This is a genomic window from Pantoea stewartii (assembly GCF_011044475.1).
Lineage (GTDB): Bacteria > Pseudomonadota > Gammaproteobacteria > Enterobacterales > Enterobacteriaceae > Pantoea > Pantoea stewartii.
In genome coordinates, this window is sequence record NZ_CP049115.1 from 3,095,019 (window position 1) to 3,115,086 (window position 20,068).

The 20,068-nt window shown below is 54.8% G+C and carries 15 protein-coding genes and 1 riboswitch; of the genes, 6 read left to right on the forward strand and 9 right to left on the reverse strand.

Annotated elements, in window-relative coordinates:
* The first annotated feature begins 396 nt into the window (after positions 1–396).
* The gene (locus G5574_RS14680) at positions 397–1,575 is read left to right on the forward strand and encodes a serine hydrolase domain-containing protein (RefSeq protein ID WP_039339084.1); all 1,179 of its coding nucleotides are present in this window, start codon (positions 397–399) and stop codon (positions 1,573–1,575) included.
* Between the two features lie 90 nt (positions 1,576–1,665).
* On the opposite strand, the gene iclR is transcribed toward G5574_RS14680, so the two are convergent.
* The 6 genes from iclR to pgi all read right to left on the reverse strand — a co-directional run bounded on the left by iclR (position 1,666) and on the right by pgi (position 8,977).
* Positions 1,666–2,496 (reverse strand): glyoxylate bypass operon transcriptional repressor IclR, encoded by an 831-nt coding sequence (gene iclR, locus G5574_RS14685; protein WP_164482787.1) that lies wholly within the window; start codon positions 2,494–2,496, stop codon positions 1,666–1,668.
* A 360-nt stretch (positions 2,497–2,856) separates the two neighbouring features.
* Entirely contained in the window at positions 2,857–4,947 is a 2,091-nt protein-coding gene (locus tag G5574_RS14690) for a YjbH domain-containing protein (RefSeq protein WP_006121538.1), read from the reverse strand.
* Positions 4,947–5,690: a capsule biosynthesis GfcC family protein gene (locus G5574_RS14695; RefSeq protein WP_164482788.1), complete on the reverse strand. Its 744-nt coding sequence runs from the start codon at positions 5,688–5,690 to the stop codon at positions 4,947–4,949. Before G5574_RS14695 ends, G5574_RS14690 begins: the two co-directional genes overlap by 1 nt.
* Positions 5,687–6,334, reverse strand: a complete 648-nt coding sequence (locus tag G5574_RS14700) for a YjbF family lipoprotein (protein ID WP_006121542.1) — start codon at positions 6,332–6,334, stop codon at positions 5,687–5,689. Before G5574_RS14700 ends, G5574_RS14695 begins: the two co-directional genes overlap by 4 nt.
* Positions 6,335–6,526: 192 nt before the next feature.
* Entirely contained in the window at positions 6,527–6,772 is a 246-nt protein-coding gene (gene yjbE / locus G5574_RS14705; protein ID WP_006121543.1) for an exopolysaccharide production protein YjbE, read from the reverse strand.
* Positions 6,773–7,330: 558 nt separating this feature from the next.
* Complete coding sequence (pgi, locus tag G5574_RS14710; RefSeq protein ID WP_033738948.1) at positions 7,331–8,977, reverse strand: glucose-6-phosphate isomerase; 1,647 nt, start codon at positions 8,975–8,977, stop codon at positions 7,331–7,333.
* 399 nt (positions 8,978–9,376) lie between these two features.
* Positions 9,377–9,570: riboswitch (Lysine riboswitch) on the forward strand.
* Positions 9,571–9,680: 110 nt separating this feature from the next.
* On the opposite strand from pgi, the gene lysC reads away from it, so the two are divergent.
* A complete protein-coding gene (lysC, locus tag G5574_RS14715) occupies positions 9,681–11,033 on the forward strand; it encodes a lysine-sensitive aspartokinase 3 (RefSeq protein ID WP_006121545.1) in 1,353 nt (450 codons plus the stop codon).
* A gap of 115 nt (positions 11,034–11,148) precedes the next feature.
* Positions 11,149–12,081 carry a ketopantoate/pantoate/pantothenate transporter PanS gene (gene panS, locus G5574_RS14720; RefSeq protein WP_033738950.1) on the forward strand — a complete coding sequence of 311 codons (933 nt, stop codon included), beginning with the start codon at positions 11,149–11,151 and terminating at the stop codon, positions 12,079–12,081.
* A 39-nt stretch (positions 12,082–12,120) separates the two neighbouring features.
* Here the strand turns inward: panS and G5574_RS14725 are convergent, their stop codons facing one another.
* A complete protein-coding gene (locus G5574_RS14725) occupies positions 12,121–13,746 on the reverse strand; it encodes a Na/Pi cotransporter family protein (protein ID WP_006121547.1) in 1,626 nt (541 codons plus the stop codon).
* A 380-nt stretch (positions 13,747–14,126) separates the two neighbouring features.
* A complete protein-coding gene (locus G5574_RS14730) occupies positions 14,127–14,939 on the reverse strand; it encodes an alkaline phosphatase family protein (RefSeq protein WP_058707957.1) in 813 nt (270 codons plus the stop codon).
* 574 nt (positions 14,940–15,513) lie between these two features.
* Here G5574_RS14730 and psiE point away from each other — a divergent pair.
* The 3 genes from psiE to ubiA all read left to right on the forward strand — a co-directional run bounded on the left by psiE (position 15,514) and on the right by ubiA (position 17,416).
* The gene (gene psiE / locus G5574_RS14735; protein ID WP_006121549.1) at positions 15,514–15,924 is read left to right on the forward strand and encodes a phosphate-starvation-inducible protein PsiE; all 411 of its coding nucleotides are present in this window, start codon (positions 15,514–15,516) and stop codon (positions 15,922–15,924) included.
* Positions 15,925–16,007: 83 nt separating this feature from the next.
* Positions 16,008–16,520 (forward strand): chorismate lyase, encoded by a 513-nt coding sequence (gene ubiC, locus G5574_RS14740; protein ID WP_006121550.1) that lies wholly within the window; start codon positions 16,008–16,010, stop codon positions 16,518–16,520.
* Positions 16,521–16,549: 29 nt separating this feature from the next.
* Positions 16,550–17,416, forward strand: a complete 867-nt coding sequence (gene ubiA / locus G5574_RS14745) for a 4-hydroxybenzoate octaprenyltransferase (protein ID WP_191091184.1) — start codon at positions 16,550–16,552, stop codon at positions 17,414–17,416.
* 102 nt (positions 17,417–17,518) lie between these two features.
* On the opposite strand, the gene plsB is transcribed toward ubiA, so the two are convergent.
* Positions 17,519–19,945: a glycerol-3-phosphate 1-O-acyltransferase PlsB gene (gene plsB / locus G5574_RS14750; protein WP_039339074.1), complete on the reverse strand. Its 2,427-nt coding sequence runs from the start codon at positions 19,943–19,945 to the stop codon at positions 17,519–17,521.
* Between the last annotated feature and the right edge of the window lie 123 nt (positions 19,946–20,068).

The following is a 20,068-nucleotide window of genomic DNA, read 5'->3' on the forward strand; positions in this document are numbered from 1 at the left end:
GCGTGGTAAATTTTGGTTGACCAGAATAATGCCCCGCTCTGTGTTCTCTAAAAGGTGCGATGTTATTTGTACTGATGCGTTAATACGCGTATTTTCGGCGTAGAGCATGGTAATCATTCTGCCCTTTTAAAAAAAAGAGGTCGGTCACAAATACTATGGATGCCGATAAGGTAGACTCAAATTCCCTATTGGTTGACCAGTTGAAAAGGGGAGAGAGTTATTATGTAAGGCGTGTGTTATTTAATGATGAGATGTTATCTAGTTTAACCATTGTGGTTTGGTTTTTATTTTTCATTATTAAATTATCTAAGTGAATACATTCTTTAAAGATTAAATATTGCCTGAGATTGGATGTTTTATCTTTCTCACTACTTCTGATTAAAAAAGGACTTCATTATGTTTTATTTTACCTCTGGACTCTCTCCTGCCCCGGCAAAGTTCGAAGCCGCAATGGATGCGGTTATTGATCATGCGATTAATAGCCAGCGTGTTGTGGGTACCACAGTGATGGTGGCTCAGGCGGGAAAACTGATTTATCAACGGGCGGCGGGGTGGGCGGACAGAGAGCAAAATAAAGCCATGTCTGTGGATGCGATATACCGTCTTGCGTCACTCACCAAACCCATTGTCAGCCTGACCGCCATGCGCCTGATCGAGCAAGGGGATATCACACTGGACGACGATATCACCCGCTGGCTTCCGGATTTCCGTCCCTGCCTTGAGAACGGTGAGCCAGCCACTATCCGGGTGCGGCATTTGCTGAGCCATATGTCAGGTTTACGCTATCGTTATTCCGCCCCGGCGGATTCGCTTTATCACTCACGCAATGTGTCAGACGGCATCGACTATCAGCCCGGACTCACCCTGGAAGAGAATCTGCAGCGCCTTGCGGGCACCCGGTTACAGTTCCGTCCCGGCACCGGCTGGCGTTATTCCCTGGGCATCGATGTCCTCGGTGAAATCATGGTGCGGGCGACCGGTAAAAGCCTGCCAGAACTGGTGAATCACCATATAACGAGCCCACTGGGGATGGCAGACACGCTGTTTAGTGTCAGAGACGCGTCGCGACTAACCACGGTCTACACGGACGACAACCCGGTGCCTTCAGTCATGCGTGATAATCAGCAGATCCCTTTCGGTGAAGGCGCCGCGATTTTTAGCCCCGGCCGTATTCTCAAACCCGATGCCTGGCCGTGCGGCGGCGGCGGTATGGCAGGAACGGCCCTCGATTTTATGCAAGTGCTGGAAACCGTCCGGCGTGAAGGCGCGCCGCTAATCACGCGTGAAAGTTTTGACTACATGACGCAGGAACACGTGACGGCAAACTGGGCTACGCAGGGGCCGGGATGGGGATTTGGTGTGGGCTGGGCATTGCTGGTGGATCCGGATGCTGCCCTGTCGCCTCAGTCAGCCGGTACGCTGTCGTGGAGTGGAGCGTATGGACACACCTGGTTCGTGGATCGTCAAAACGCGCTGTGCGTGGTCGCCATGACCAATACCACACCGGAGGGGGTGAATGGGCAGTTTCCTGTGATGGTGCGTGATGCCGTCTATAAAGGTTTACTAAGCGCCTGATATGACAGGCCATCAGCCACTGGCGCGCTGGATCGCGCCAGTGATCTACGCGTCGATTTCCGGACTCGCGCACGGTGCGAAGCCCGTTCCTTAACGACCGCTGTAAGCCTGGGTAACCTGGCGCGCTTCCCGAATGACCAGCGCGCCCAGTTCGGTAATGCGATCGTCAGTCATGCGGGCAATTGGACCCGAAATCGACAGCGCGGCAAAAGGCTCGCCGTGTTCGTCATAAATGGGTGCCGCCACGCAACGCAAGCCGAGCGCATGCTCTTCGTCATCGAAAGAAAATCCACGGGTACGTATTTGTGCCAGGTTAGTTTTCAGGCTCTGCGGAGACATCAGCGTATTGGGTGTGTAGTAATGCAGGCCCTTCTGGTGCAGCAGCGCGGTCACTTTGTCGTCGCTGAGATGGGCAAGAAAGGCTTTGCCCGCTCCGGAAGCATGCATGGGCAGCTTGCCGCCGATCGGTGCGGACATGCGCATGAGCTGCGTGCACTGTACCTGGTCAATAATAACCGCCTGGAAGTCGCTCAGGTCCAGCACCGCCAGATTGACCGTTTCGCCCGAACTCTCCATCAGTGAACGTAACACCGGATGCACCAGCGCGAGCAGGTTGCGGCTCTGCAAAAAACTGCTTCCAACCACAAACGCATGCGCGCCGATTGTCCAGAAACCCAGATCGCCCACCTGGCGTACAAAGCCCTGCTGCTGCATTGTGGTCAGCAGACGATGGGTGGTCGAGTTTGGTAAACCCGCCTGTTGTGCCAGTTCGGTAAGTGCCACGCTACCCTGTGAACTGGCGATCAACTCCAGCAACGTCAGCCCCCGTGTCAGTGACTGAACCTGACCGCCAGCCGGAGCGGGAGGTGCCGACGTGCTGCGAGGTTTTTTACCGCGTTTGGCGGTAACAGGCGTAGCCATAGAGTTTCTCCTTTCACATAGTGGAAACCATTTTCGTTTTAATCACCGTAAATGCAAACGCTGGTGCGCTGGTCAGACCTGCTCTCCGTCTCCGCAATCCGCCGGGCCTGACCGGATGTGAAGGCACACGCTGGAATGAAACCTGTGGGGGTAATTTGCGATGTGGTCAGGCGCGTCAAGGTGAGGCAGATATTTTAGTCATCCTGGCCAGCCGCTATGTTGCGGTGGCGCAAAGCCAGCGCGATCGGATGGAAGATTATGCGGCTGTAAAAACACGTCGGTGAGCGGCGTGGCGCGCGGGCCTTTCAGCTGAGGACGACGCAGACAAAAAAGAAGGCAGCCCGCAGGCTGCCCTCTTTATCAGTTGAACCGCGCATCGCGATCCGAGGTCATGTCATACAGCTGGTACTTGCGTCCCAGCATCTGACCGCCATCGCGGGTGAGCGGAACCCAGTTAATCTGCGCACGGCCACGCGTTGGCGTCACGGTAAACAGATCCATTGGGATGGAAATGTAGAAACCTTTCGTAAAGTCGCCTTCGCCGTACTGCTGAGAGGAGACATTGGTTTTGGTCGCATAGACGCCGACCATGACGCCGCTGTCGAAGCGTTTAGAGACATCCAGCGTGACGCCTTTATCCTTCGCCAGATACTGGCCGATACTGGCCTTAACCAACACATCTTCCGCAAACCACGGCCGCCAGTAACCTGTCAGGTTGCCGGTCGGGGCTTCGTAATGCGTAAACCGCATCATGTCGTTCCAGTCACGCTGGCGCACATAGTTGGCGTCTACGCCCACCGCCCAGTTGCTGTCCACCGGACGATAAAGCACTTCGCCCCCGACACCACCGTACATGGTTTCCAGATAGCCGCCATAGACCTGGCCGTAGAAACCATTGCCCAGATAATCCATGTAGTTAGCCTGCAGATCGTTGACGTAAACGTTGTTCTCAACGTAGTCACGAATATGCGTACGCACGCGGGGCAGGGTGGAATCGGCGGGGGCACCGTTGTAGTTGAATTTGTTATAGTTATTTGCCACGTTAGCAAACAGGCTGCCACTGACCAGCAGATGATTGGTCAGCCAGTAATCGACGTTGCCCATGACGCCGACCTGATACAGATAGAAGCTCTCCGGGCCGCCGACAGACTGATTGAGTACCGGAGACAGACCGTAATCCAGGCGATCTTTGCGAATAAACATCCCCTGCTCGGTCTGACCCGGATCGACCGGATTTTTGCGTACCTGCTGCAGAGACTGCTCATGTCCTAACGGGTAGCCAGTCAGATCATTACGCAGGCTGGCAACGGACGTTTCTGTCGTCACCTGCGGCATATTGAAGCGCGACTCTGTGACGTTAATCGTATCGATGCCGTCCGGCAGGTTGTTCATGATGATACGATTGGCGCGGTCGACCCCTTCGCGGGTATCGCGATATTTGGTCTGCTCGCCCGATACATACAGCGTATTGCCTTTGGTCTGGATTTTCGGGCCCGCCAGGCCTGCGTCGTACTTCAGCGCAGACAGCTGATTGCCTGTCACCGTGGTCTCCAGCAATTTCGGCTGCGGATGCGGATCATAGGCCGGTTTAGGGCTGTCGATATGATCCTGATGCATATCGTTAAAGTTAGTCCGGATGGTAAAGCCGAACATAAAGGTATTGCCGCGCTCATAGCTGGCATTGATATCCGCCCAGTCAGTTACGCGGTAGATCGCACCGACGTTAACTTTACTGCGCTGCGGCAGGCGTCCGGCAAAATCATCTTTATAATCATTGCCTTCATATTCCACTTTCAGGCGCAGCGGCTGCCACGGCGTTTGGTATTCAATACCGCCGAACACGGCAGAAGGGCCGTGAAACATCTGAGAACCGTTAATCGAGCCAGCCTGTCCCACGCCCGGGCGCTGACAGAAGCTGTCGCTGTAAGAGCAGAAGGGGTTGGAAACGGTTCCGCTGTTACCCAGATAGCCCCAGCCAAAGCCCAGCGTAAAGTCAAAGGGCCCCCAGGCTTTGGTGGCGACCAGATATTCACTGTCAAATAAGCCGGTACCGCCAAGATCGCGCGTACCGAACGAGACTTCAGGTAACCAGTATCCTTCCTGCCACAACCGCAGTTTCAGATCGAAGGCTTTATCTTTATAGCTTTGATTACCACTGAAACTCTCTACCGCACTGTAACGTCGTGTCCGAACATCGGTGTAGCGCACAGTCGTTTCCAGCCAGGGGAAAAGCTGTAATGAGGCGGAATAGTAGCGATACTGGTCATTATCGCGGAAGTTAAGGCTGAATTCGCCTTCTCTTGCCATTCGCGCAGTCGGTACCTGCATCAGCCCTACGCCGCCGAAATCAGACTGCGACGGCGTGACGGGCGCCTCATACATTTCCGCCTGCGCCTGGCAGGCGCTTGCTACTGAAACAGCCAACAGGCTGAGAAGATAACGTTTTTTCATCAGTCTGGTATCCGGTGAGTCAGAACAGAAACAAGGCGGCTATTCAGATCGTCAAAGGCGCCTGGCAGGCTCCATGAGGAAAAGCCCACAAAAATAATGCTGCCAGGTTCAGGTTCGACATGGCGATGGTTCCAGTAAGCAATCGGGACGTTCTGCGTCGTTCCGTCTGGCGCAATCACAACCGCGAAATTGCGTTCTGCGCCGGCCAGCCGTGGATGGTCATGCAGGTATTCCCGCACGGACTTGCCCGGTTGCCAGGCTTCGCGTCCGGCTCCGGCAATCGCGCCCAGCAGCAGCACATGATGACTGGGCTGAGTGAGATAGAGATCATAACGCCCGTCCAGGCGGCGGTTGTCTGCTGAATGCAGCCGGATGCGATCAGGATCCAGCGTGACGAACTGACGGCCCGTCACCTTCATGTTGCTGAACTGCCGAATCACCGCGTCAATGGCGGCGGCTTGTTCACCACTGCTGTCGGCCCGCCAGGTACGCAGCGCGGCCAGGGCCTGCTGATACTGCTGCCGGGCCTGGGCTGTCGCTCCCTGCTCAGCAATCACGGCCCGTCGCCAGTCGGTTTGGGCCATTAAGGCGGGCTGTGTCACCAACTGCGCCAGATTTTCGACCTGATTGAGTTGCACACTGGCGGTGTCCTGCGGGGCATGGACGGTAACCTGACCTGCGGCACGGGCACCCAGACTGGTAAGCAGGCTCACGCCTGCCAACAATAGCGTTATTTTTTTCATGATTTCGCCGGTTTCAGAATGGTGATTTCAACAGGGAAGGTATCGGCAGCAAGCATCTGTCGGGATTGCACGACCTGACCGCTGCTGTTATCGATCCAGAACGTGTTTTGCCACTCACGGCCAAGGCTGTCGATACGTAACGCCTCATGCCAGACGCGGCAGGGGATGCGGTTTCCGGCAATCGTCAGAACTTCATCATCGCCACGCTCGAAAGTGGAACTGACGGTGGCGCTCTGGAATTTGCCCTGCCCGGTCCACTGCACAATCCGCGTCCAGTGCTGGCCGTTGGTCAGCGACAGGCCTTTCGCCAGCGGATCCTGTTGCAGGTTACTGACGTTCATCAGGTTGTCGGGCAGGCCCAGCGTTTTAATCAGCCTGCCGTGGGCCGTTACCAGCATGGACTGGTCACGCGTAATCCATTTTTGCTGGCCGTTTTCGTTGTAACCCAGCACGACAAAAATGCGTGGGCCGTCATTAATGCGTGCATACAGGCTGGCGTAGGGCAGCGCATCAATTTCCTGAGGCGTGACAGTGACATCTTTTGGCCCTTCGATGGCCATTATCACCGTCTGTTCGAGTCCTTTTTGCGTTTGTGTACAGGCCTGCAGCAGCAGGCAAACGAGCAGCAGCGGAAGTTGGCGCACAATGTGTCCCTGATAAATGATGCCAAAGTAAAAATAACCACACGAATGTGTGGTTATGATTAATGCTCCCATACCTCTGTTCTTTCAGCTGCCGACACGCTGGCATCCTCGTCGCAACACACTCACCTGCGTAAATGCATCACGACTCACACGTTCGCGGCCTTGCTGCAGCCTAAAGAATCAGGGTACCCATCAACGTGTGGTGCCCGTTGTGGTCGTGGTAGTTGTACCCGTATTTGCCCCGTCACCACCGCCAGAAGCGGCAACGCCGAGTCCTACTAACGCGCCGAGCACGCCGATACCTACAGCGGTAGTCGTACCTGCGGAGATTGTCCCCGCCTGTGCGCCTGCTGCGGCACCAGCTTCTTCCGGTGCCGCATAAGCGCTGGAAGAGACGGCGACGAGTAATGCCAGACCGGCAATCATGCGTTTTTTCATAACAACACCTACATTGGTTGAATGAAGGATTGCTATCCAACACATTCGCGAAACAGAATAAACGGTTATCGCAAACCGAAGGACAGACCCATTATGGGCGCGTCCAGTATAGGGCAACAAAATACCAGAGTTGAGTAGTCTTAAAACCTGGTAAATGACGCGTAAAAAAACGGGGCAAATTAAGCGGATTCAGCGTTAACTTATTTTAAATTGGTGGATTTACCGTGAAAGGCCGGATATTTGTCTGTGAGTAAGAGGAAAGCAAAGCGGTTTCTACTTATTTAGTATCTTTTGGTACGGAATGAGAATAATCGGAATTACCTGAATAAGCGTAAAATACAATCACCTTATAAAACAAGAGGTAAGAAGCATTGGCTTACCGTTTTAGATCCGGTTTTTAGTAGGGTGATGCGCTCTGCGCAGCGCGAGGTTCAGAATTGCCGCAGTGCATTTTAAGAATTTTCCAGTCTGCCAGCAGGCTTTTCAGATAAAAAGCAGCGTGCCCGATCGTGATGACAAAAAAAAGGCGGCCGGCAGGCCGCCTCTGTCACTATACGATTAGCGCCATTTCTTGTAGCAGTTAATTAAGGCGTTAGTCGAACTGTCATGACTGGTAATATTACTGTCATCTTCCAGCTCCGGCAGAATACGGTTAGCCAGCTGTTTGCCTAATTCCACGCCCCACTGGTCAAAGGTGAAGATATTCAGAATTGCCCCTTGGGTGAAGATCTTATGCTCGTAGAGCGCAATCAGCGCGCCCAGGCTGAATGGCGTGATTTCGCGCAACAGAATTGAGTTGGTCGGGCGGTTCCCTTCAAACACTTTAAACGGCACGATGTGCGCGACAGATTCCGCCGATTTACCCGCATCAGTAAATTCTTTCTGCACCACTTCGCGTGACTTACCAAATGCCAGCGCTTCGGTCTGAGCAAAGAAATTCGACAGCAGCTTAGGATGGTGATCGGCCAGGGCATTGTGGCTGATGGCAGGTGCAATAAAATCGCAAGGTACCAGTTTGGTGCCCTGGTGAATCAACTGATAGAACGCATGCTGGCCGTTGGTGCCGGGTTCACCCCAGATAATCGGGCCCGTCTGATAGGTCACCGGCTGGCCTGTGCGATCAACGTACTTCCCGTTCGACTCCATATTTCCCTGTTGGAAATAGGCTGCAAAACGGTGCATGTACTGATCGTAAGGCAGGATAGCTTCGGTTTCCGCGCCAAAGAAGTTGTTATACCAGATACCAATCAGCGCCAGCAGAACGGGGATATTCTTTTCGGCTGGCGTGGTAGAGAAGTGCTTATCCATGGCATGCGCGCCACTCAGCAACTGCTCAAAGTTCTCAAAACCAATCGACAGAATAATGGACAGGCCAATGGCCGACCACAGCGAATAGCGGCCGCCGACCCAGTCCCAGAACTCGAACATATTGTCGGTATCGATACCAAATTCGCCCACGGCTTTAGCATTGGTGGAGAGCGCAGCAAAGTGCTTCGCAACGTGTTGTTGATCGCCGGCCGTTTTCAGGAACCAGTCGCGTGCGCTGTGCGCATTGGTCATGGTTTCCTGGGTGGTAAAGGTTTTTGACGCCACCAGAAACAGCGTGGTTTCGGGGCTGAGGTCTTTCAGCGTTTCGGCGATGTGCGTACCGTCAACGTTGGACACAAAATGCATGTTCAGGTGGTTTTTGTACGGGCGCAGTGCCTCAGTCACCATAAACGGCCCCAGATCGGAACCGCCGATACCAATGTTCACCACATCGGTGATCGGTTTGCCGGTGTAACCTTTCCAGTCACCGCCAATAATGCGCTCGGAGAAGCTTTTCATTTTCGCCAGCACCGCGTTGACTTCAGGCATCACATCTTTGCCATCCACCTTGATTGGCGTATTGCTGCGGTTGCGCAGGGCGACGTGCAGGACGGCGCGATCCTCCGTCCGGTTAATTTTTTCGCCCGAGAACATGGACGCAATCGCGCCGCTTAAATCGGTTTCTTTTGCCAGGGCCAGCAGTTTATCGAGCGTCTCCTGCGTGATGCGGTTTTTCGAGAAATCTACCAGCATCTGGTCGTCAAAGGTGGCTGAGAATTTAGCAAAACGATCGGCATCCTGGGCAAACAGGTCGGCGATTTTCGCCGTTTTCATCTGTTCATAATGCTCTTGCAGCGCTTTCCAGGCTGCGGTTTGGGTCGGATTGATATTTTTCATGGCAACACTCTTGTTGATATTAAGAACCGTCATTCCATCGGGGTCGCATCGTACCCGGTTAGCATTTCAGTATGACCACAGTTGCAACTGAAAGGAAAAACTTTGTCAGTGCGATGGTGTCAGCGCACGAATACAGCCCGTTTCGCAGTGGATGATGCGGCAATCATTCGGACTGTTTCCATGGGCGAAAGGCTGAAAAGTATGGCGCAACGGCAGCCCACGAACATTGTGCCGCATCAGAATGTGACGACGTTGCTGAAGCCATTTAGCACTGTAGTCGCAGAGATTAGGCAAAATTTGTTATCCGGTGCGCTCTGCATGAAAAATTGTCCCGTGACGGTCATTGACAGCAGGGCCAGAAATCGCTAAATCTATGCGCGCTACTTGCGCACCTGTGCGCAAGCCAGAAGAGGCGCGTCGACCAGGCAGTGTGTTGGAGGAACCGTATCCAGAGATAACACATCAGGGGGAGCGACGCCGAGGTGGTCAACATCACGGTGTGTTGGCTGTCGGCTACAGGGGCTGAATCCCCTGGGTTGTCACCAGAAACGTCCACAGTCGGACGTTTCGCAAGGTGGAGCGCTTCTGGGTGACTCGTCTATTCGATTTTACCCGTTTCTGCTCTTTCCTTGTGCTTAGGCTGAATTACTGTTTCTCATCTCTTAACGGGTGAGGGCAACGTATCCTGACACGAGGTCATACAATGTCTCTGAATCTGAATGTAGCGAAATTTGGCGGTACCAGCGTTGCCGATTTCGATGCCATGAACCGTAGCGCCGATGTGGTGTTGCAGGACAGCAATACCCGGCTGGTGGTGCTTTCTGCCTCTGCAGGCATCACCAATCTGCTGGTCTCCCTTGCCGAAGGTCAGGAGACATCGCAACGCGCGGCGCAGCTCGATGATATCCGCCGCATTCAATATGCCATCATCGATCGCCTGAACAATCCAGACGTTATCCGCGATGAAATCGACCGCATTATCGACAATATCGGCATGCTGTCTGACGCCGCCGCTCTCGCCACCTCCAGCGCCTTAACCGACGAACTGGTCAGCCACGGCGAACTCATGTCGACTCTGCTGTTTGTCGAGATCCTGCGTGAGCGCGGGGTCAATGCGGAATGGTTTGACGTGCGTAAAGTCATGCGCACGAACGATCGCTTTGGCCGTGCGGAGCCTGATGTCGCCGTACTGGCCGAGCAGGTCAGTGTGCAGTTGCAGCCGCGCATTGCCGCCGCTCTGGTGGTCACGCAGGGCTTTATCGGCAGCGAAGAAAAAGGACGCACCACCACGCTGGGCCGCGGCGGCAGTGATTATACGGCCGCCCTGCTGGGTGAAGCATTAAACGCTGCGCGCGTGGATATCTGGACAGACGTGCCGGGCATTTACACCACCGATCCGCGTGTAGTCCCGGCGGCTAAACGTATTGATGAAATCACTTTTGAAGAAGCGGCTGAAATGGCCACTTTTGGTGCCAAAGTTCTGCATCCTGCCACGCTGCTGCCCGCTGTCCGTAGCGACATTCCGGTGTTCGTCGGCTCCAGTAAAGATCCTGCAGCAGGCGGTACGCGCGTGTGCAATGAGACGGCGAATCCGCCGCTGTTCAGAGCGCTGGCGTTGCGCCGCAAGCAAACCCTGGTCACGTTGCACAGCCTGAATATGTTGCATACGCCGGGCTTCCTGTCTGAAGTGTTCAATATCCTGGTGCGTCACAACGTGTCGGTGGATCTGATTACCACCTCGGAAGTCAGCGTCGCGTTGACGCTGGATACGACCGGCTCGACTTCAACCGGCGACCATCTGCTGAGCCAGGCGTTGTTAACCGAGCTCTCATCCCTGTGTCGGGTGGAAGTAGAGGAAAACCTGGCGCTGGTGGCCATAATCGGCAATGAACTGTCGAAAGCCTGTGGGGTAGGTAAAGAGGTGTTTGGCGTACTTGAGCCCTTTAACCTGCGCATGATTTGCTACGGAGCCAGCAGCTATAACCTCTGCTTCCTGGTGCCAGGTGACGATGCGGAAAGTGTGGTGCGTACGCTGCACCACAACTTGTTTGAATAAGCGCCGCTGACATCAAAAGAAAGCCGGACCCTGTCCGGCTTTTTACTGACCGACTGTGATGCCGCCGGACATCATTCCACGCACGTCGCTGATTTTGCTAAAAGGATGTTTGTTGATGCTTGCCAACTTAACCCGTCTGTTCCCCCTGTGGGCCGTCCTGTTGTCTGTCGCGGCTTATTACTCGCCCACCACCTTTCTGGGCATTGGCCCGTGGGTCGCGTATCTGCTGATGCTGATTATGTTCGGTATGGGCGTCACGCTGAATATCAATGATTTCAAACGCGTCTTAACCCGTCCGGCGCCGGTGCTTGCAGGTACATTCCTGCACTATCTGGTGATGCCCCTGGCGGCATGGGCGCTGGCAAAACTGTTTAACATGCCGCCCGATCTGGCTGCCGGGATGATTCTGGTGGGCAGCGTTGCCAGTGGAACCGCCTCGAACGTAATGATTTATCTGGCAAAAGGCGATGTGGCGCTCTCGGTGACCATCTCCTCGGTGTCCGCGCTGGTTGGTGTGTTTGCCACGCCGCTGCTGACCCGTTTTTATGTGGATACGCATATTCAGGTTGATGTTGCCGGTATGCTGCTGAGCATCATCAGGATCGTCGTGATCCCTATCGGGTTAGGGTTGATCATTCACCACACGTTTAACGGTCTGGTTCGTCGGGTAGAGCCTTATCTTCCCGCTTTTTCAATGGTGTGTATTCTGCTGATCATCAGTGCTGTGGTCGCCGGTAGCCAGAGCTTTATTGCCTCGGTTGGCGTGATGGTGATCGCCGCCGTCATGTTACATAACGCTATTGGTCTGCTCGGCGGTTACTGGGGCGGCAAGCTGTTTGGCTTTGATGAATCTACCTGCCGCACGCTGGCGCTGGAAGTGGGCATGCAGAATTCAGGGCTGGCGGCGACGCTGGGTAAACTGTATTTCTCGCCACTGGCTGCACTGCCGGGGGCGTTGTTTTCCGTCTGGCACAACCTTTCCGGTTCCCTGCTGGCGGGCTACTGGTCCGGTAAGCCCACAGATAAAAAGCCGTCATCCCGTCCCTGAGAGACACAGTGCGAAGGCCAAACGGCCTTCGCACTTTCTTTAGTCATAATCCCGCTCATCGTCAGGCTGCTCCAGAACCGTGTAAGCGACCGCGCAAAACAGCGAGTTCAGACGCTTCATATCGCCCAGCAAGCCCAGGTGCAGCGAACTGGTTTCAATGCTCTGAATGTTCTGCTGATGTAACCGATCAACATGCGAGTGTGAATAGCGGCGTATTTTCAGGCGAAAGCGGTGTTTGGCGCGGCGTAGCCGCTTAGCGCTGGTAACATCGTGAGATAAAAATACCGACAGGCTCAGCCGTAGATTCGCGATAAGCTGCTCATGCAAGGCTTCCAGCTCTTTCAGGCCCTCGGGCGAAAAGGTTCGCCGGGCAGCCAGAGATTTATCGGCGACGTCCCCGCTCATGCGCTCGATAATGTCACCGGCCTGCTCCAGATTCAGCGACATTTCTATGATTTGCCCCCAGCGGCGGGAATCCTCCTCTGATAAATCCTCTTTCGGCATGCGCGCCAGATAGAGTTTGATGGCGGTATACAGGACATCCACATCATCATCCAGCCGCCGTACCGTGCGTTCTGCCCGCGACTCGCCGCGCACCACCTGCAGAAACGTATCCAGCATCTGCTCCAGCACGTCGCCCATACGCAACGCTTCGCGCGCAGCATTCACCAGCGCCAGAGCGGGCGTATCCAGCGCGCTGCTGTCAAGGTGTCTGGGTTTTAGCGTGACGTCACTTTCGGCATCGTCCGCAATCAGTCGACGGCACAGGCGTGCCATCGCATCGGCAAAGGGCACCATGATAATGCAGCGAAACAGGTTGTAGAAAACGTGAAAGAAGATCACCAGCTCTTCGTCATTAACGGGCAGTTTATCCAGCCAGCCCGCTACGGTTTCAACAAAGGGCAGAATTATTACACAGCCCGTCAGCTTAAACAGAAAGCTGCCCATTGCAACGCGTTTCCCGGCCGCATTGGATCCGCTGCCGTTAATAACCGCCAGTAAGCCGCTGCCCAGGTTCGCGCCGATTACCAGGCACAGGGCCACTTTGAAGGCGATCACGCCTGTGGCGGTCAGTGTGGCGGTAATCAGCACGGCGGCGAGACTGGAGTAGCTGATAATGGCAAAGACCGCTCCGAGCAGAGCGTCCAGCATGACGTCACCGGTTAAACTGGAAAACAGAACCTGCACGCCAGCCGCCTGGGTAATCGGTCGGGCGGCTTCAACAATCAGCTGTAGCGCCAGCAGAATTAACCCCAGACCTATGCTGGTCCGGCCAAGCTGACCTGCCCGGCTTTGTTTGCGACTCAGGAAGAAAACCACGCCAAAAAAGATAAACAGCGGGGAAAGCCAGGAGAGATCGAATGTCAGGACGCGCGCCATAATGGCCGTACCGACGTCAGCGCCCAGTATCACTACCAGAGCGGGTGTCAGGCTGACAAGATTTTGAGCCACAAACGAGGTAACCAGCAGCGTGGTGGCATTACTGCTTTGCACCAGCATCGTTACGCCGATACCGGCAAGAAACGCCATCGGCTTCTTTTCCACGCTGCGACTGAGCACCCGGCGCAAATCGGCCCCGTAAACACGCATAATGCCGGAGCGCGTAATGTGCGTGCCCCAGACCAGAAGCGCAACGGCAGACAGTAAGTTAAGCAGGGTTAACACGTAACGTTGCTCCTCAACCATCAGGCTTACGGCATGACAGATTGCCAGCCTGATGGAGAGCGCAATCTGCGAACATGGCTGCCGGACGTTGCGAACTTTTTTCCAGTGTTTTAAATGACCTGCGCAGCGTCGGCCCCTTTAAATGTAGACCACTCTGCGGATACCTCACGACAAATCCGGCTGGCCTCAGGCGGACCTTTCCCGCCGCGCGCGGCCGGTGCGCTTTTTTCTGTGGTCAGTGAAGGGCGTGGCGACAAAGTCAGTACGGCAGGTGATCAGCGGAATAACGGCAACAGAAGTACGGGTTGTGCCGTTCGCCCAACCCGCCAGACCCGGGGCGGCAGTTTACTGTATTTCTGCCGCCAGAAACGGGAAGAGGGTCAGAACGAAACCTGTGCCAGCAGATCGTGATGCACCGGCTTGTCATGAGGAACGCCGAGCAGTGTACACAGCGTGCCGCAGAGATCGGTTTGTTGCAGTTCCAGCCCAGGCTTTAGCGAGAATCCGTCACCAAAGACAAACAGGGGAACGGTCGTTTCCTCCGGCAGCATGCCACCATGTGAGCGGTCGTCGTTCATGCCATGGTCGGCGGTCACCATCACCTGATAGCCTTCTGCCAGCCAGCCAGGCATCCATTGCGACAGGTAACCATCCGCCATGCGTGCCCGGTTACGATACTGGGGCGAAGACAGGCCATGTTGATGACCGGCATAATCGATATTCATCGGATGGATGAGGAGGAAGTCCGGGTTGTGCCGCAACCTCAGGCTCTCGGCATCTTCAAACAGGTGCGAATCGGGGTAACTGTCGTCAACGTAAAAGTGCCCGAACTGGACAGGCAGGGCCGGCGCTTCGGTATGACGATCGCGCGCGGGCTCGAAAGGGCTGCGGTTGTAAAGTTCACTGATCCAGTGATAAGCCGCTGCGGCAGTGGTCAGGCCCGCATTACGCGCATAGTGAAATACGCTCTGTTCGTGACTCAGGCGGTTTACCCCGTTGTGGATGATTCCACTTTGCACAGGCGCAACACCGGTCAGAATGCATTCATACAGCGGACGCGACAGAGAAGGCAGTGCACAGGTGAGATGATAATAATGCCCTTTACCTTGCGCACATTCTGCGTGCAGATAACCCATCGCATGATGGGCAACGTGATGGCTCAGGCCGTCCAGAATCACCAGAATTGTTTTCATGTTGTCCTCTCTTGCTGCGGCGTCTTCACGCCACAGGGGGCGTTTGTCTGCGTCTCTGACGTCGGGCTGTTTTAACGCCGCCAGCGCAACGCCGTCCGGCCGCATCTTAATAGTTGAGTAAGTGCACACTAACCTGACGTAATCCCGTAACCGTTAATGCGGAACAGATTAAGCCTGGCCGGGCCTGAACGCCGCTGTTGGCTGCGCGGAGAGCAACGCAGCGTGTTACCTCAGGACGCTTATCCATTGAGTCGGGTATGGAAGCGGGCGCTAGCTGACTGCCGGGGTTGAAAAACCGAGCCAATGTAAATGTCGGATGTGAAAACCGTATGACAGGACGGCACGATGGAGTGGGTCTGCCAGCCGATATGATCGGTCTGTCCGGTTGGCTTTCATCAAAAGACAGGTTCGTACGGTCCCGGCGGTATAACCCAGGGTGCCGGGGCTGGCATTCCATCGCGCAGTCTGGTGATTTGAAAGACGCTGTTAAGTAAGCCTGACGGCTATATTGTGATTTACGTCACACTAAAGCATGATAATGCCAGAAAACATCCCTTTATTTTCGAGGCGTGAAATGAGTGATAAAAACCCGATAGCACAAAAGATAGCGCGCCTGATGCAATGGGTGCTGAATGCAGGATTGCTGATTCTGGCGTTCATTTTAATGGTCTTCCTGGGCAAAGAGACGGTCCATTTAGCCAACGTCCTGTTCAGCACGGGCGAGCAGGCCTCCTCCTATCTTCTGATCGAAGGCATCGTGATTTACTTCCTTTACTTTGAGTTTATTGCCCTCATCGTGAAGTACTTCCAGTCGGGTTACCATTTCCCGTTACGCTATTTCGTCTATATCGGCATCACGGCTATCATCAGGCTGATTATCGTCGACCACAAAAATCCCTTTGATACGCTGTGCTACTCGGCTGCTATTCTGCTGCTGGTTATCACCCTGTGGCTGGCAAACAGTAACCGGCTTAAGCGCGAATAACCTCGCGTTTGCATGACGGACGGGTGTGCCGTGAATCGCTCTGCGCTAAACTACCTGCCTGAAAATTTTTGGGGGAAAGTGTCATGACGCAAGACCCGCTCCGTTTATTACGTTCACTCAACTGGCTGGCGCTGGACGGTGCTGCTCTGTCGCCATCACTTCGTGACTGGCTGATGGAGGAGGACTCTATGACCAGACGCTTCGAACAGCATTGCCAGAAGGTCAGGGTGGAGCCCGTTCGTGAAGGGTTTATCCACGCTGACGAATTAGGTGACGAAGGTGCGCTGTTACCCGCTGATCAGCGCTTCTGGCTGCGTGAAGTGATCCTGTATGGCGACGAACAACCCTGGCTGGCGGGACGCACGCTGGTGCCTGAAAGCACCCTGAACGGTCCCGAAGCGATGTTGCAGCAGCTCGGAACGCGACCGCTGGGACGTTACCTGTTCTCCTCTTCAACCCTGACCCGCGATTTTATCGAGCCCGGTAACGTTGAATCGCTGTGGGGACGTCGGTCGCGCCTGCGTTTATCGGGGAAGCCCCTGCTACTAACCGAATTATTTTTACCGGCGTCGCCGGTTTACCGTTACCAGGGTTAAGGATTTGACCTGTGCAAAACAGACAACAAATGACCAAATGGCAGGCTTACAGCCGCCTCATGCGAATTGATAAACCTATTGGCACGCTGCTGCTGCTGTGGCCGACGTTGTGGGCGCTGTGGCTGGCTAACAGGGCGATGCCGCCGTTACCGGTACTGATCGTGTTTGTCGCGGGCGTATTTGTCATGCGTGCAGCTGGCTGTGTGATTAACGATTATGCTGACCGCAAAGTCGACGGCCATGTGGAACGCACAAAGCTCCGGCCACTGGCCAGCGGTGCTGTCACGGCGAAAGAGGCTAAAATGCTGTTTGTGGTACTGGGGCTGATCGCGTTTGGCCTGGTACTGAGCATGAACCTGATGACGATTATGCTTTCTGTTGTCGGGCTGGCGCTTGCCTGGGTTTATCCTTTTATGAAGCGCTATACGCATTTGCCGCAGGTAGTCCTTGGCGCCGCATTTGGCTGGGCAATTCCCATGGCCTGGGCTGCTGTTAGTGAGTCCTTACCTCTGGTTTGCTGGCTGGTATTTCTCGCCAACATTTGCTGGACGGTGGCCTACGATACGCAATATGCCATGGTGGATCGCGAGGACGACCTGAAGATTGGCGTGAAGTCCACAGCCATTCTGTTTGGCCAGTACGACAAATTGATTATCGGCCTGCTGCAACTGGCGACGCTGGGGCTGATGGCGCTGGTAGGGACACGGCTGCATCTGAATGGGGCGTTTTACTGGACGCTGTTACTGGCGGGCGGTTTATTTGTTTATCAGCAAAAACTGATCGCAAAGCGCGCGCGTCAGGCCTGTTTCCAGGCGTTTCTGAATAACAATTATGTAGGGCTGGTGCTGTTTCTCGGCGTGTTAATGAATACTCCGCCGTTCTCAAACCTGTTGTAGGGCAGGCACCGAACGTAGCGCCAGTGCGATGCACAGTGTGAGGTTCAGTAAGCAATAAAAAAGGCGACCAGTCAGGTCGCCTTTTTTTGTCATGCCAGCACGTTAGCTGTGTGCAACGGCGCTCTCGATGGTCATACGAACATCGCTGGTGACCAGTTCTGCCAGAATGTGCCAGGTCGCCAGCGTCTGCGCCACATCCGCATCGCCACTGTCGCTGATATAGCCTTCATCGCGCAGGGTCAGTACCAGTGTAGAGAACACCGCTTTATCGAAAAACTCAGGCGCATTGATGCCATGCAGTACGCTCAGGCGCTGGGCCAGCGTGCGGCTCTCTTTTTCCAGCGTGCCGCGGTTGATGGTGGGCTTGGCGCTGAGAATCGAGAAGGTGATGGCGTAACGCTGCAGCGTTTCACGTACACCGGCAGCCAGCAACTGCAGCGTACGGTAACGCGCCGTGTTGAACGACAGCAGACCTGCCTCAACGGTAATCAGTCCCTGGCGCGCCAGCTCCTGGCATAAGTCAGCCAGCAGCTGCGGCAGCTGGTCGTTGCCCCAGCGCAGGAACAGCTCGCTCTTCAGCATGGGGTAAATCAGGCTGACCTGGCGCAGCAGTTCGGCTTCGCTCAGGTTACGGTGCTGCTGGATGATGGCCGCAATCAGAGAGGGCATCACCAACATATGGTGGATGTTATTCCGGTAATAGGTCATCAGCACCGCCTGCTCGCGCGGCAGAATAATGATGTCGCCGATACTGTCCTTCTCACTCTCAAACTTGTTCATACTCAGCGCGTGATCCAGCAACGCTTCCGCAGACATGTCAGGCAAAGTGGCATCCGGCGAGTAGGGCACATTACGTAATAACTGGGTATAGCACTCCAGCTGCTCAATCAGCTGTTCACGGGTCAGCGAACGCTGGCGGGAAGCGAGCAGTGCCGTTACGCACAGGTTCATGGCGTTCGCGGCACCGGCTTCATTAATACGTACCATGATGGTGGCGGCGATATCATTGGCCGTTGGCGTTAACCAGCCCGGACGTTGCGCTTCAATGGGATCGATAGACTCACGCCATTCCGGTACGCGCTTGTTCAGATAGTTGATCAGCGGCAACGGCTCACCAAAGTTCACATAACCCTGGCCCAGGTTGCGCAGCTTACGCAGGCCGCGCACCATCTGCATAAAGCCTTCTTTCTCTTTTGCCGCACCGCGTAGCTCTTTAGCGTAAGTACCCACTTCCATTACATGTTCATAACCGATGTAAATGGGCACTAACGTAATAGGTCGCGTGCCGCCGCGCAGCATGGCCTGCAGCGTCATAGAGAGGGTGCCGGTTTTCGGATCCAGCAGTCGGCCGGTACGTGAGCGTCCACCTTCCACGAAATACTCGACGGAATAGCCGCGGGTAAAGAGCTCGCCAAGGTATTCACGGAACACGGTTGAATAGAGCTTGTTGCCTTTAAAGGTACGACGAATAAAGAAGGCACCCAGACGACGGAAAATCGGCCCGGCAGGCCAGAAGTTCAGGTTAATCCCTGCGGCAATATGCGGCGGAACCAGGCCCTGGTGATACAGCACATAAGACAGTAGCAGGTAGTCCATATGGCTGCGGTGGCAAGGCACATAAACAATTTCATGGCCGTCCTGCGCCAGCTGACGTACCCGCTCACCGCCGTTAACGTTGATCCCCTGATAGAGTCGGCTCCAGAGCCAACCCATCACGCGGTCGGTGATACGAATCGCTTCGTAGGAAAAGTTGGCCGCAATTTCTTCCATCATTTCAATGGCGTTTTGCTGCGCTTTCTCATGGGAGATTTTCTTGCTACGCGCCTCGTCTTCCACAGCTTTTTCAATCGCCTTCGACTGCAACAGGCGATTGAATAAATCCTGGCGAGCCGGCAGGCGCGGTCCCACCGCAGCCAGGCGCTGACGGGCAAAATGGATGCGCGCTACGCGAGCCAGCTTCTGCGCAATCGACTTGTCGGTACCGTGTTCGGTCGCCATACGACGCAGGGAGACCGTGGGCGAAAAACGCACAAAACTGTCGCGGCCATGCCAGAGAACGGCAAAGAATTTTTGAATGCCGTTAAGGAGCCGCAAATGAGGCGGATGATCGTCGCCCTGGACTTCCCGACCCGGCGCACGGCCAAACATGACTGAAACCGGTAACATCTGAACATCAAGTTCAGGGTTGCTGCGGTGCAGATCAAGATATTCGTGGAAGATTTTGACCGATTCAAGGCTGGGCACAAAATAGGGGAACACACGCGGACCGTCATTAATAAAGACATGACGCGGCAACAGGGCGCCGTCTATCTCCAGCGGAATAAGCGGATCAGGCAGATCGTGCCGGATGCACTGCGCGCGTAAAGTCAGGAGATCGGCCTTTGAATCATAAGGCAGGACATACATAATAGGCCGGGTAGGATCCAGCCCATGTTCGGACACGGGATCAGCCGGAATGGCCTTACTCTTTACCAGAAATGAAAGGGGTAAGTTCAGCAATTTATAGAAAATTTTACGCCAACCTGACATAGACAACATGAAGCCTCTTGTTAGCAAAGCGGCGCAAGCATATCAGAACGCGCAGCAAAAATCTGTGACAGCGACAATTGTGCGCTGCCCGGTATTGACGTCAATCCTTTGAAAAGAGTTCCT